The organism is Stomatobaculum longum (assembly GCA_000242235.1).
GTDB lineage: Bacteria > Bacillota > Clostridia > Lachnospirales > Lachnospiraceae > Moryella > Moryella longum.
In genome coordinates this window covers 430,041-443,285 of record JH590861.1, presented here as the reverse complement: position 1 = coordinate 443,285, position 13,245 = coordinate 430,041, and the positions used below count along the sequence as shown (strand labels likewise).

Here is a 13,245-nt window from a genome sequence, read left to right as displayed (position 1 = left end):
GACCGTGTTTTTAGAGAGGAAATCGGGATGGAAACCAAGGTCAGAACCAATGTAATCAAGCGCAACGGACAGGAAGTGGAATTCGATATCACCAAGATTGTCAATGCGATCGAGGCTGCCAATCGCGAGGTGGATCCGATTCACCAGATGAATCCCTATCAGATTCAGGCCATTGCCGACAAGATTGCGGCGGAGGTCGTGAAGATTAAGCGCGCCGTCAATGTCGAGGACATTCAGGAGATGGTCGAGACCGGCATCATGGAGATGCGCGGGTTTGAGGTTGCGCAGAAGTATATCCGCTATCGCTACAAGAGAAGCCTGGCGCGCAATGCGAATACGACGGACGAGGGCATCCTCTCCCTGATCGATCAGGCGAACGAAGAGGTGAAGCAGGAGAATTCGAACAAGAATCCGGTCATCAACTCGACGCAGCGCGACTACATGGCGGGCGAAGTCTCGAAGGATCTGACGCGCCGCATTCTGCTCCCCGAGGAGATTGTGAAGGCGCACGAGGAGGGACTGATTCACTTCCACGACTCCGACTACTATGCGCAGCGCGAGCACAACTGTGACCTCATCAATCTGGAGGACATGCTGCAGAACGGCACCGTAATCAGCGAGACCATGATTGAGAAGCCGCACAGCTTCTTCACAGCCTGCAATGTCACGACCCAGATTGTCGCGCAGGTTGCTTCGAACCAGTACGGCGGCCAGTCCTTCACGCTATCGCACCTCGCGCCCTTTGTCGACGTGAGCCGTCAGAAGATTCGCAAGGCGGTCCTCGAGGAGAGAGCGCTCTGCGGCGAGCCTGCGGACGATGAGATTGTGGACCGCATCACCGAGCGGAGACTGCAGGAAGAAATCCGGAGCGGCATCCAGACTATTCAGTACCAGCTGATCACGCTGATGACCTGCAACGGCCAGGCGCCGTTTGTCACGATGTTCATGTACCTCGATGAGGTGCCGGAGGGTCGCCTTCGCGACGACCTCGCGAGCATCATCCGCGAAGTGCTGCTGCAGAGAATGCGCGGCGTGAAGAACGAGAAGGGCGTCTGGATTACTCCAGCATTCCCGAAGTTAATCTATGTGCTCGATGAGGACAATATCACCGAGGACGCGCCGTACTGGGAGCTTACCGAGCTCGCGGCGGAGTGCACCTCGAAGCGTCTCGTGCCGGATTACATCTCGGCAAAGAAGATGAAGGAGTACAAGAACGGCGATGTCTTCCCGTGCATGGGCTGCCGCTCCTTCCTGACGCCGGATCTCAAGGGGCTCGGCGAGAACGGCAAGCACAAGTACTACGGCCGCTTTAATCAGGGCGTTGTGACGATTAACCTCGTCGATGTCGCCTGCTCTTCGTACGGCGACATGGACAAGTTCTGGGAGATTCTCGAGGAGAGACTGGAGCTCTGCCACCGCGCGCTCCGCTGCCGCCACGAGAGACTGCTCGGCACGGTTTCCGATGTCGCGCCTATCCTCTGGCAGCACGGCGCACTCGCACGCTTAAAGAAGGGCGAGACCATCGACAAGCTCCTGTTTGACAACTATTCGACCATTTCGCTCGGCTATGCGGGTCTCTACGAGATGTGCATGCGGATGACGGGCAAGAGCCACACCGATGAGGAGACCGGCCGCCCGTTCGCACTCAAGGTCATGCAGCGCCTGAACGAGAAGTGCGAGGAGTGGAGAGCTGCCGAGAATATCAGCTATTCGATTTACGGCACGCCGATGGAGTCCACAACCTACAAGTTCGCAAAGTGCCTGCAGAAGCGCTTCGGCGTCATCCCGGGCGTTACGGACAAGAACTATATCACGAACAGCTATCATGTCCATGTGAGCGAGAAAGTCGATGCGTTCCAGAAGCTTTCGTTTGAGGCGGATTTCCAGAAGCTCTCGCCGGGCGGTGCGATCAGCTATGTCGAGGTGCCGAATCTGCAGAACAACATTCCGGCGGTGCTCTCGATTATGCGCTACATCTACGATCACATCATGTATGCGGAGCTCAACACGAAGAGCGATTACTGCCAGGTCTGCGGCTACGACGGCGAAATCAAGATTCGCGAGAATGAAAACGGCAAGTTGGTCTGGGAGTGCCCGAACTGCGGCAATCGTGACCAGGAGAAGCTCTTTGTCGCGCGGAGAACCTGCGGCTACATCGGCACGCAGTTCTGGAACCAGGGAAGAACGCAGGAGATTCGCGACCGCGTCCTGCATGTCTCGACCGCAAAGCGGGAGGCGGGCTGCAAGAGCGTCGCGGACTGAGACACGGAGGAGGAAGCATGAACTACGGACAGGTCTTTTATGCGGACACGGCGAACGGCATAGGCGCGCGCATCTCGCTTTTTGTGAGCGGGTGCACGCACCACTGTCCGGGGTGCTTCAATGAGGAAACCTGGGATTTTAACTTCGGAGAGCCCTTCACGAGAGAGGTCGAGGACGACATCATAGAGCACCTCCGGCCCTCCTACATTGACGGACTTTCCTTGCTCGGCGGTGAGCCGATGGAGGCGCAGAACCAGCGCGCGCTCTTGCCGTTTTTAGAGCGCGTCAAACAGGAAGTGCCGCATGCCACAATCTGGATTTACTCCGGCTATACCTTTGAGGAGCTGCTGGACAGCGAAAATCCGCGCTGTCACACCGAGGCGACTGAGCGAATTCTGGGACTCTCGGATATCCTCGTGGACGGCGAGTTTATTCTCGCGGAAAAGGATGTGAACCTTCGCTTCCGCGGCAGCAGAAACCAGCGCATTCTGGAGCTGAAAGAGAGTCTTCGGGCACATGCCCCTGTCCGCTCGCGCTATGAACAGCCGCGCAAGCGCTTGTATTAAAAGAATGAATCGATTGCGATAATATAAAGACATTAGAAAAATTGCCCTTCCCTGTGCTACAATAAAGCGATTACAGGGAGGGGTATTTTGTTATGAAAATCAGTCATTTATTTGGAAGAGAAACCCGTTACACTTTCGCTCGAAGTATTTCCGCCGAAGACCTCGGAGAAGTACGAGGCGACCGCAGAGAATGCCAAGAAGATTGCGGCGCTGCACCCGGATTTCATGTCGGTGACCTACGGCGCGGGCGGCGGCACGGGCGATTTTACGGCGGAGATTGCGGCGGAGATTCAGAACGGTTACGGTGTTCCGACGCTCGCACATCTGACCTGTGTCTCCTCCTCGCGGGAGCATGTGACCAAAATGCTTTCCCTGTACAAGGAGAAGGGCATTGAGAATATTCTGGCGCTCCGCGGCGATTTGCCGCAGGACGGCACGCGCTCAGAGGACTACCGCTATGCGGTCGAGCTGATTCGCGACATCAAGGAGAGAGAGGGCGACACCTTCTGCCTCGGCGGAGCCTGCTATCCGGAGGGACATGTGGAGTGTGCGCACAAGGAAGATGACCTTGGTTATCTCAAGGAAAAGGTCGACGCGGGACTTGACTTCCTGACGACCCAGCTTTTCTTTGACAACAATATTTTTTATAATTTCCTCTATCGCGCGAGAGAGAAGGGCATCTCTGTTCCGATTGTCGCCGGCATTATGCCGATCACCAGGGCAGAGCAGTTAAAGCGCTCGGTTGCGATGTCCGGCACGGAGGTGCCGCAGCGCTTCCGCGCGATTGTGGACCGTTTCGGCGAGCGAAAGGGCGCGATGGAGCAGGCAGGTGTCATCTATGCGGCGGAACAGATTGTCGACCTGATTGCAAACGGCGTCGGGCATATCCATGTCTACACGATGAATCGCCCGAAAATCGCAAAGGCAATCTTAGAGCAGCTCTCGGAGATTCTGGACTGATGGACGCACGCGAGTTAGAGCTCGACTACAGCGAGGTATACCGCTACTTAGGCTACCGGAAGGGCGTTCCGGAGGGCGAAGTGAGACATGTGGTCGAGCAGTGTGTGGAAGATCTGGTCAGTCAGGCAGAGCTTAAGTCGGTCGCGCGGCGTTTTCCGCTCAAGTTTCTCGGCGACAATCGCTTTCTGATCGGCGACATGGAGCTTGAGAGCCGGGCGCTCTCGAGGAACATGCGCGGCTGCGACGAGGCTTATCTCATGGCGGCGACCATAGGCTTTGCGATGGACCGGCTCGCGGCGCGCGCCGCGGCAATCGGTCGCATGAGCCGCGCGGTCATCTACCAGGCGGCGGGCGCGATGCTGATTGAGAGTTACTGCGACGCGCTGAACCGGAAACTCAAGGAAGAGGCGGCGGCCGAGGGCAAGTTCCTCCGCCCGCGCTTCTCACCGGGCTACGGCGATTTGCCGCTCGCGATTCAACCGGAGCTGTTCCGCGTGCTGGAAATTCAGAAGCACACCGGCATTACGCTGACCGAGAGCCTTTTGATGATGCCGACCAAGTCGGTCACGGCACTGATCGGCGTCTCGCCCGAGGATTCGCACTGTGTCCTGCAGGGCTGTGAGAGCTGTAGTAAGACCAATTGTAGTTTTCGGAGATGAGAGAGATGGAGAAGAGAAGTTTACGCGCCTGTCTTGGAAAAGAGTGGCTTTACTGCGACGGCGGCACAGGGTCGCTGCTACAGGAGAAGGGCTTAAAGGGCGGCGAGCTGCCAGAGCGGTGGAACCTCGAGCGCCCGGAAGATGTGATTGAAATCGCGGAATCCTACTTCCGCGCGGGCGCCGACATTGTCAATACAAATACCTTCGGCGCAAACCGCCTGCACTATCCGGACAGGGCGGAGCTCGAGCAGATTGTCCGCGCGGGTGTGCGGCATGTCCGGGAGGGACTTTCGCGCAGCGGCCGCACCGACGGTTTTGTCGCGCTGGACTTAGGACCGACCGGACGCCTCTTAAAGCCGATGGGCGATCTCGAATTCGAAACCTGCGTCGAAATTTTTGCCGAGGTGGTGCGCTGGGGCAAGGAAGAGGGCGCCGACCTCGTGCTGATTGAGACGATGTCGGATGCGATGGAGGCAAAGGCAGCCGTGCTCGCGGCCAAGGAGAATTCGGATCTGCCGGTCTTTGTCACCGTTGTCTTCGACGAAAAGGGCAAGACGCTGACCGGCGGCACAGTCGAGAGCGTCACGGCAATGCTCGAGGGACTTCGCATCGACGCACTCGGTGTGAACTGCGGCCTCGGCCCGGTGCAGCTCTATCCGATCGTAAAAGCGCTCACGGAAGTCTGCTCGATTCCGATTGTCGTGAATCCGAACGCAGGACTGCCGCACGCAAAGGACGGCAAGACCTACTACGACCTCTCGGCGGAGGAGTTCTCGGACGAGATGAAAAAGATTGCGTCGCTCGGTGTGCAGGTGCTCGGCGGCTGCTGCGGCACCACGCCGGAACACATTCGCCTGGAAATTCAGAAGACCGGGGAGTTGCCGTTTTGTGAGCCGGTGAAGAAGCACCGCGCGGTGGTCTCCTCGTTCTCGCAGACCGTCGTGCTCGGCAAGCGCCCGATTATCATCGGTGAGCGCATCAATCCGACCGGCAAGAAGCGCTTTAAAGAGGCGCTCCGAAACGGCGACATTGAATATATTCTCGAGCAGGGCATTGAACAGGAGGATGCCGGCGCCGATATGCTCGACGTGAATGTGGGTCTGCCGGAACTCAACGAGCCGGACATGATGGAGACCGTGATGACCAGACTGCAGGGCGTCACGGCGCTGCCGCTCCAGCTCGACACGACCAATTTGGAGGCACTGGAGCGCGGCCTTCGCCTCTACCACGGCAAGGCCATGATCAACTCCGTGAACGGCAAGGAAGAGAGTCTTGAGACCGTGCTCCCGCTTGTCGCGAAGTACGGCGGCGTGGTCGTCGGCCTCGCGCTCGACGAAGGCGGCATTCCCGAGGACGCGGAGGGGCGCATCCGCGTCGCAAAGAAGATTTATGCGCGCGCGGCGGCGTACGGCATTCCGCCGGAGGACATCATCATCGACGGCCTCGCGATGACCATTTCGACCGACGACAATTCTGCGAATGTGACGCTCGAGGTGCTGCGCCGCGTTCGCGACGAACTGCACGGGCACTCGATTCTCGGCGTCAGCAATATTTCCTTCGGCCTGCCGCAGCGCGAGTTAATCAACAGCTTCTTCTTTGCGCTCGCGATGAAGAGCGGCCTCTCCTGCGCGATTATCAACCCGAACAACGAGGCGATGATGGCGGCTTACCGCTCCTACTTAGCGCTCTCGGGATTCGACCGGCAGTGCCAGGGCTATATTGCGGAATATGCGGGCAAGGCCAATGTGTTTGCGGGCAAGGGCAAGGTTGTTGTCACGGCGGAAGGCGGCGAGAAGGCAAAAATCGGCAGTGCGGAACTCCCGGAGGGCATGCAGGGCTCTCCGCTCATCGACGCGATTCGCTTCGGCCTCGGCGAAAAGGCGACCGAAGAGACAAAGCGCCGCATCGCAGAGGGAGAAGCGCCGCTTGACATTGTGAACCGGGAGCTGATTCCGGCACTCGATGTGGTGGGTAAGGGCTTTGAAAAGGGCACGCTTTTCCTGCCACAGCTTCTCATGTCGGCAGAGGCAGCCAAGGCGGCTTTCGAGGTCATCAAGAGTGCGATGAGCGGCACTGCGCGGAAAGAGCGCGGCAGCGTGATTCTCGCGACCGTGAAGGGCGATATTCACGACATCGGCAAGAACATCGTGAAAGTGCTCATGGAGAACTACGGCTACAAAGTCTACGATCTCGGCCGCGATGTGCCGGCGGAAACCATAGTCGAGACCGCAGTCGCGCATGACGTGAAGCTGATCGGCTTGAGCGCGCTGATGACGACAACCGTTGTCAACATGGAAGATGCAATCAAGCTGATTCGCGAGAGGAAACCGGACGCAAAGGTCGTGGTCGGCGGCGCCGTCATGACCAAGGAGTACGCGGACGATATCGGCGCGGACTGCTACGCGAAGGAAGCCATGGATACCGTGCGCTACGCGGACACGCTGTTCCCGGAGGCGTAACGAAAGAGCGAGACAGAAATAGGCGAACGCCCAAATGTATTTTAGCTTAGTAAGTAAACGGCAAAATCTACGTCAGTGTAGACTATGCCGTTTTTCTTTCCTACTAGATAATGTAGATGCGCTTCTATAGTTTCGAGGATAATAATCGTATGTTTTTCGTTCTTGTGGTGGGGCTTACTTTGATTGTAGTGGTACAATGAATTTGTGTAGTGGTACATTAAATTTGTAACACCTCTGCCTGATAGATTATAATGTTAGCAGAGGAGAAAAGCACATGACTCGAATATCAGACGAAACCAGACGAAAAGTTGTCTGTGCGCACATACAGGACGGGCGCACGATTGCCAGCCTTGTAGCTGAGTGCGGCATATCCAGATCCACTGTTTTCAACTGGGTACGTTTGTATCGCGAAGAATGCCAAAACAATGATGAAGAGAAGTCCCAGTTGGAAATGATGGAAGAACTTCGTCGTCTCCGGCGTGAAAAAGCCGAATTAGAAAAGGAGAACAGCTTCTTAAAAAAACAGTGGCATTCTTCACGAAGGGAATCGATTAGTGGTATATCGTTTACTTGATAAGTATAAGCAGGAGTTCGAATTAAGTTGGATTATTAAAAAGCCGCACATTCATCCAAACGCATATTACAGCTACCTAAGAAATACGAAAGCGGATTATCTCGCTCAAGAAACTCATTGTTGTCACCGGATTCGAGCACCTTACCATGATTCTCATGGTTTTATGGAACTCCGTAAGATGAGGGCGTTTCTGCAAAGGTAAGGAATCTCATTGAGCAAAATAATGGTTCACAAGTACATGAATTCTGAACTATAACTACGCTCGATTTGTCGCCGAAAGAGACCCGCATACCATCGGGGATTAGTTCATAAAATTTTTTTAATCTATTAAAGCGAAGTTTTTCGCCTAAGCAGCCGAATCGTGTTTGGTGCACTGACTTCACATATATGACACTGACAAATTGAACCGTGCATTATAATTGTTCCATTATTGATTTATACGACAGAAGTGTTGTTGCCAGTGAAAACAGTTTTTTATCACGAGTTCCATGACCGTGCGCACGTTTGAACAAGCGTTGTCGGGTTCAAAGGCCATCTCACAAAAATTGATTTTGCACTTGGATCAAGGAAGTCAGTTTGCTTCCGCAGAGGTTTTGTACAGCATTGCCGAAAGCTTGAGATTTCTCAAAGCATGAGCCGTGCGTGCTGTCCGTATGACAATGTACCGATGGAACGGTATTACAATATCTTAAAGACTGAATTGATTTATCAGTATCGTTTCGAAAATGCAGCAGAACTGGATTGTGTCGTTTCAGAGCTTGCTTGCGATTGGTACAATCAGGTACGCCCACGCATGTATAACGGGTATCTGACTCAGTTTAAAAAGAGAGAAGAGTGTACCTTTAAACTGTGGTGTTACAAAAAGAGCAGACCATTACACACAGATAGATACTATAGCGTTTTAACCTGTTTCCATGGTTGCTTTTATATCAATAAGGATTAAATGGAGGTGCTTACTATATGCCTAATAATGTCAAGATGATTCGAATTCAGTCGAAACTTGATGAATTATTTTCTGATATGATTGACGTTTCTGATGCTAAAAATGATGAAGATAGGCGGAATAAGCTTAATTCTCGAGCAATTGCAGCATTTGCAATAGTAATGCGATGTGGCATTGATTTTGAGTCTGCTGCTAAGGCCATTACAGATGGTTACTGTGATATGGGTATTGATGCTGTTTATAATGATTCAGTGCAGAAAAAGTTAGTTCTAGTACAGAGCAAATGGCGTAAAGATGGTAATGGAGGTATATCGCAAGAAGAAGTGAACACTTTTGTTTCTGGGATTGAGAGGCTTATTAACCTTGAATTAAATGGATGCAATAAAAAGTTGGAAGCAAAAACATCGGAAATTTCTGCGGCCATTTCTGATATTGATTATCAAATTGAAATGATATTTTGTCATACAGGTAGCAAAAAAATGAATGCTTATGTTCGTCGACCTATAGATACTTTGATTAAACGAGTCAATGGTGATGATGGTGAAACAGAATTGCTTGTATTTGTAGAAAACAAGTTGCAGGATATATATTACTATCTCACTAAAGGGCAGAATGCTGATAATATCGTGATCGATGATTTTCCCTTGTATAATTGGGGAACTATTGATGGGCCATATAAAGCATTCTATGGAACAATACCAGTTGCTGCTATAGGCAAGTGGTTTGCACAATATGGAAATAAACTCTTTGCAAAGAACATACGTTTTTACAAGGGAAGTACAGAGGTTAATCAAGGAATAAAAGAGGTTCTGAGAAATGAACCTGAAAAGTTTTTTTATTATAACAATGGGATTAAAGTGCTCTGTAAAAAGATAACGAAGAAAGCACTATATGGCGCGGATCGTAATGTGGGTATGTTCGCACTGGAAGGAGTTTCATTAGTAAATGGTGCTCAAACAGCTGGTACTATAGGTGCTATCTATGCAGAAGCGCCTGAGTTACTTAGTTCTGCGAGGGTTTATATTCAAATAATAGATTTGGGAGAAGCCAATGAAGATCAGGCTATAAAAATCACAAAACTATCAAATACCCAGAATAAGATTGAAGGCAAGGATTTTGCATCGCTAGATCCTAACCAAGAACGACTTCGTCTGGAGTTGAGTCTTGAAGGGATTCAGTATTTATATAAATCTGGCGCGAAACTTGATTCACCGGAACGACAAATTTCTTTGGATGAAGCCATAGTGGCACAAGCGTGTTCCTTGGATGATCTTTCGATAACTGCACTTGCTAAAAGGAACGTAGGTGCATTAACAGAAAATATTGAAAAAACACCTTACAAACTTCTGTTCAATGATTCTACTGATAGTTTTTCGTTATACAATAATGTTCTAGTCCTGCGAGCTGTTGAAGATTGTATTTCTAAAAATGAACCGAATGTTACCGGTAGGAAACGTTTGGTACTAGTTCATGGAAATAGATATTTATTGCATATTATACTTGGTAGAGTCCAGCAGACAGAGGGGTTCACAACGCGTTATATGGATGCTGAGGAAACAGCTAAAATTATATCGCCGATTTTTCTTGAAGTATGGGAAGAAGTGTATGACGCAATGGAAAAGCACTTTTCAGAAGCATATCCAGCACATGTTTTTAAAAATGTTGGACGTTTAAAAGTAATAGAATCATAACGACTTCTTATATAAGTTCAGTCGGTTTCACCTTATGTAAATGGTGCTGGTAAACGTTAGCACACAAACTCTTGAAAAGTGTTTTAGAATTTCGACTATGAGTTAAAGTTTTTGGCGTTCAACCGAGGTAACCTTGAAGGATCCTTCAAACACACACCATTTTTCACTTATCATCACCAGGATTTATCACTGAAAATATTTTTTGGTAAATCTCTATAGTGAAGTTCTCTAAGACGGTTTCGTTTTGTTAGTTAGACGGGAAGCGGAAAATGACGGATCGCGCACTGTGAATTTTCTAAGGAACAGAGAGGAGAGAGGGAATGTCATTTTTGCATCCGAGGGGAGAGATACTCGCATTCAATCATAAGAGAGCCTGCGGCCTTTGGTTGATTGCGGTGTCCCTGGTCATTTTTGCGGCCGCACTGATCGGCGGAAAGCAACGCATCAATATGACGGTGTTCAGCCTGGGCTATATCGCAGCGTTTCTTTCGATCAATGCCAATCAAAGTTTGCAGCGGCGCTTTTCCGAGGGTCCCTCGAGTCCGTTTCAAAGAAAAGCGGAGTTTTACGCAGTCATTTCGCTGTTTGTGCTGATGTCTTTGTTCGGCGGACCGTATTTCGCGGACGAGAACTGGAGACGCATCTGGCTCGGCGCCTTTCTGGCCACCGCGCTTCATTTTCTGCCCTTTTATTATGTGCACGGAAAATCGATGCTTGTTCTGAGTCTTGTTTCCACCGTGAATGTCGCGCTCGGCTATGCCTTTCCGGAACTTCCGCTGGTCTGTACCGCCTATGCGGATGCTGCAATCAAGCTCGGTTTCGGCGTGTATCTCTTTTGCTTCTCGAAGCCATCGAAGCAAAACTAAAGTGACGGGACCAAAAGAGTCGGTAAAGAGGAAAGGGCGAATCAAAGGAAGGGAATACAAAAAGGCAGAGCGAATTCGCCCTGCCTTTTTTCGTTTGGTGCACCGAATTTACTTCGTGCCGAAGATGCGGTCGCCCGCGTCGCCGAGACCCGGGAGAATGTAGGCGTGCTCGTTCAGCTGACGGTCTAAGTGGCCCACATAAATCTGAATATCGGGGTGCTCTTTCCGAAGGCGTTCCAATCCCTCCGGTGCTGCGATGATGCACATGAACTTAATCTTCTTGCCGCCGTGCTGCTTAATCATGCGGATGGCGTCGCAGGCGGAACCGCCGGTCGCGAGCATGGGGTCGGTGACCACGATGGTGCGCTCCTCAATCGGCGTCGGGAGCTTACAGTAATACTCGACCGGCTCGTGGGTATCCGGATCGCGGTACAGGCCGATGTGGCCCACCTTGGCGGTCGGAACCAGCGCCTGAATGCCGTTCACCATACCGAGACCCGCGCGGAGAATCGGCACAACGGCCATCTTCCGGCCCGCAATGACCGGAGAGAGCGTGCGCTCCAGCGGCGTCTCGACCTCGATGTCCTCGGTTGCCAAATCGGCGAGCGCCTCATAGCCCATCAGCATGCCGATTTCTTCGACGAGGTTGCGGAACTCGTTCGTGCCCGTTGTCTTGTCGCGCAGTCGCGTGATTTTATGCTGCACCAGCGGGTGCTTGTTGATAAATACTTCGCCCATGTAAGACCTCCTGTCATGGCTCTCCAAATTGTTCCGAAACCGGAACACTTCCGGTTATTTTAGCACGGCATACAAGCGGTGACAATGAGAGTTCCCCTGTGCTATACTGAAATGCAACGAACGGAGGTTTTTATGCTGCGCGAAGACAAGATACGTCTGATGCACAAGATTGCACAATACGAAAAGAGCGCGGAAGAGTACGAGCGCCCCGCAAAAGAGTACTTTCGCGGCGATTATCTCAGCATGCATCTTTTGCAGTCATTTTTCAGCTATACGCTGAGCTATCTTCTGATTCTGGGTGTCTTTTTGCTCTATTTTCTGGAGCGCATTCTGAACGCGGTCAATGTCTCGATTGTGCTGCGCTTTGTGCTGCGCTGCGTCGTGATTTATGCCGTGGGTCTTCTGCTTTTCGAGCTCGTGACCTATTTTGTGTTTCGGCGGCGCTATGAGGAGTCGGCGGCGCGGCGCGAAGAGCATCTGCGCTGCCTAAAGCGCCTGAAAAAACGCTATGACACCGAAGAGAGAATCAAGGAACTCGAGAAGGAGGAGAGCGCGAATGCTTAATCTGATTCTGTTTCGCGAAAAGCTTCGCGCGTTTTACGCGCGACACGGGAATGTCATCATTCCTGTATTGCATTTTGCCGTGGCGTTGCTCGCCCTCGTTCTGCTGAACAACGGCATGGGGTATGAGAGACGGCTCCGCGCGCCGATTGTGGTGATATTGCTCTCGCTGATTTCCGCCTTTCTCCCCTGGGGCGGCATCTGTGTGCTACTCGGCATTTGTGTGCTGCTCAATATTTTTGCGGTCTCCGCAGAGTTCGCGCTGATTACGCTCGCCTTCCTGTTGGTCGTCGCGCTGCTCTACTACGGATTCTCGCCGCGGGACAGCATCATCCTCATTCTGACGCCGGTACTGTTTGAATTAAAAATCCCCTATGTACTGCCCATTCTGGTGGGACTCGGAGGCTCGGCGTTTTCGCTGATTCCGCTCTCCGGCGGCATAGTCCTCTCATATATTTTGAATTATGTGCACAACAATGCGGCGCCGCTCACCAACGGCGAGTCGGTGGATGTCGCGCAGAAGTACCTGCAGATGCTGAACGGGGTGCTGCTTGACAAGACCATGTTGCTCTACCTGCTCGCGTTCTCGCTGTCGCTGCTTGTCGTCTGGTGTGTGCACCGCCTGTCGGTGAACAATGCCTGGGACCTCGGGATTCTCGCGGGCATTCTCACGATGCTCTTTGTGTTTTTCCTTGGCAACTTCTGGTACAGCGTCGGCGTCAAGATTATTCCGCTGCTCGCGGGACTGCTGCTTTCCGGCGTGCTCGCGGAGATTTACCGCTTCCTAGTGTTCCATGTCGATTACTCCAGGACGGAATATTCACAGTTTGAGGATGACGACTACTATTACTATGTAAAGGCAGTGCCGAAGATTACGGTCGCGGCGCCGGAACCCAAGACACAGACCATCAATACGCCCAAGCGGCCGCGGAAGAGTGCGGACGAGGGCGAGACAAAGAGGTAAGC

At 52.1% G+C, this 13,245-nt stretch carries 12 protein-coding genes; 11 read left to right on the top strand and 1 reads right to left on the bottom strand.

What is annotated here, in order from left to right; all coding sequences use genetic code 11:
- Positions 1-27: 27 nt before the first annotated feature.
- The 9 genes from nrdD (at position 28) to HMPREF9623_RS01905 (ending at position 10,980) form a co-directional block, all read left to right on the top strand.
- The gene (gene nrdD / locus HMPREF9623_RS01940; RefSeq protein ID WP_009532208.1) at positions 28-2,262 is read left to right on the top strand and encodes an anaerobic ribonucleoside-triphosphate reductase; all 2,235 of its coding nucleotides are present in this window, start codon (positions 28-30) and stop codon (positions 2,260-2,262) included.
- 17 nt (positions 2,263-2,279) lie between these two features.
- Positions 2,280-2,828 (top strand): anaerobic ribonucleoside-triphosphate reductase activating protein, encoded by a 549-nt coding sequence (gene nrdG, locus HMPREF9623_RS01935; protein ID WP_009532207.1) that lies wholly within the window; start codon positions 2,280-2,282, stop codon positions 2,826-2,828.
- A gap of 111 nt (positions 2,829-2,939) precedes the next feature.
- Complete coding sequence (metF, locus tag HMPREF9623_RS01930) at positions 2,940-3,788, top strand: methylenetetrahydrofolate reductase [NAD(P)H] (RefSeq protein WP_009532206.1); 849 nt, start codon at positions 2,940-2,942, stop codon at positions 3,786-3,788.
- Positions 3,788-4,447 (top strand): vitamin B12 dependent-methionine synthase activation domain-containing protein, encoded by a 660-nt coding sequence (locus HMPREF9623_RS01925; RefSeq protein WP_009532205.1) that lies wholly within the window; start codon positions 3,788-3,790, stop codon positions 4,445-4,447. Before metF ends, HMPREF9623_RS01925 begins: the two co-directional genes overlap by 1 nt.
- Before the next feature lie 5 nt (positions 4,448-4,452).
- A complete protein-coding gene (locus HMPREF9623_RS01920) occupies positions 4,453-6,906 on the top strand; it encodes a homocysteine S-methyltransferase family protein (protein WP_009532204.1) in 2,454 nt (817 codons plus the stop codon).
- 274 nt (positions 6,907-7,180) lie between these two features.
- Positions 7,181-7,480: a transposase gene (locus HMPREF9623_RS01915; RefSeq protein ID WP_009532203.1), complete on the top strand. Its 300-nt coding sequence runs from the start codon at positions 7,181-7,183 to the stop codon at positions 7,478-7,480.
- Positions 7,481-8,024: 544 nt separating this feature from the next.
- Positions 8,025-8,423: an integrase core domain-containing protein gene (locus HMPREF9623_RS12220; protein WP_408640634.1), complete on the top strand. Its 399-nt coding sequence runs from the start codon at positions 8,025-8,027 to the stop codon at positions 8,421-8,423.
- Positions 8,424-8,440: 17 nt separating this feature from the next.
- Complete coding sequence (locus HMPREF9623_RS01910; RefSeq protein ID WP_009532202.1) at positions 8,441-10,114, top strand: AIPR family protein; 1,674 nt, start codon at positions 8,441-8,443, stop codon at positions 10,112-10,114.
- Positions 10,115-10,434: 320 nt separating this feature from the next.
- Entirely contained in the window at positions 10,435-10,980 is a 546-nt protein-coding gene (locus HMPREF9623_RS01905) for a DUF6609 family protein (RefSeq protein ID WP_009532201.1), read from the top strand.
- Positions 10,981-11,088: 108 nt separating this feature from the next.
- Here HMPREF9623_RS01905 and upp read toward each other — a convergent pair whose 3' ends face one another.
- A complete protein-coding gene (upp, locus tag HMPREF9623_RS01900; protein WP_009532200.1) occupies positions 11,089-11,718 on the bottom strand; it encodes a uracil phosphoribosyltransferase in 630 nt (209 codons plus the stop codon).
- Positions 11,719-11,850: 132 nt separating this feature from the next.
- Between upp and HMPREF9623_RS01895 the strand changes: the two genes are divergently transcribed.
- Both HMPREF9623_RS01895 and HMPREF9623_RS01890 read left to right on the top strand, forming a co-directional pair.
- The gene (locus HMPREF9623_RS01895; protein ID WP_009532199.1) at positions 11,851-12,282 is read left to right on the top strand and encodes a hypothetical protein; all 432 of its coding nucleotides are present in this window, start codon (positions 11,851-11,853) and stop codon (positions 12,280-12,282) included.
- A complete protein-coding gene (locus HMPREF9623_RS01890) occupies positions 12,275-13,243 on the top strand; it encodes an ABC transporter permease (RefSeq protein ID WP_009532198.1) in 969 nt (322 codons plus the stop codon). Before HMPREF9623_RS01895 ends, HMPREF9623_RS01890 begins: the two co-directional genes overlap by 8 nt.
- Positions 13,244-13,245: the final 2 nt, after the last annotated feature.

Coding starts and splice junctions, on each gene's coding strand:
- upp (WP_009532200.1), bottom strand. CDS start 11,718: ATGGGCGAAGTATTTATCAACAAGCACCCGCTGGTGCAGCATAAAATC.
- nrdD (WP_009532208.1), top strand. CDS start 28: ATGGAAACCAAGGTCAGAACCAATGTAATCAAGCGCAACGGACAGGAA.
- HMPREF9623_RS01895 (WP_009532199.1), top strand. CDS start 11,851: ATGCTGCGCGAAGACAAGATACGTCTGATGCACAAGATTGCACAATAC.
- HMPREF9623_RS01925 (WP_009532205.1), top strand. CDS start 3,788: ATGGACGCACGCGAGTTAGAGCTCGACTACAGCGAGGTATACCGCTAC.
- HMPREF9623_RS01905 (WP_009532201.1), top strand. CDS start 10,435: ATGTCATTTTTGCATCCGAGGGGAGAGATACTCGCATTCAATCATAAG.
- HMPREF9623_RS01920 (WP_009532204.1), top strand. CDS start 4,453: ATGGAGAAGAGAAGTTTACGCGCCTGTCTTGGAAAAGAGTGGCTTTAC.
- nrdG (WP_009532207.1), top strand. CDS start 2,280: ATGAACTACGGACAGGTCTTTTATGCGGACACGGCGAACGGCATAGGC.
- HMPREF9623_RS01890 (WP_009532198.1), top strand. CDS start 12,275: ATGCTTAATCTGATTCTGTTTCGCGAAAAGCTTCGCGCGTTTTACGCG.
- HMPREF9623_RS01915 (WP_009532203.1), top strand. CDS start 7,181: ATGACTCGAATATCAGACGAAACCAGACGAAAAGTTGTCTGTGCGCAC.
- HMPREF9623_RS01910 (WP_009532202.1), top strand. CDS start 8,441: ATGCCTAATAATGTCAAGATGATTCGAATTCAGTCGAAACTTGATGAA.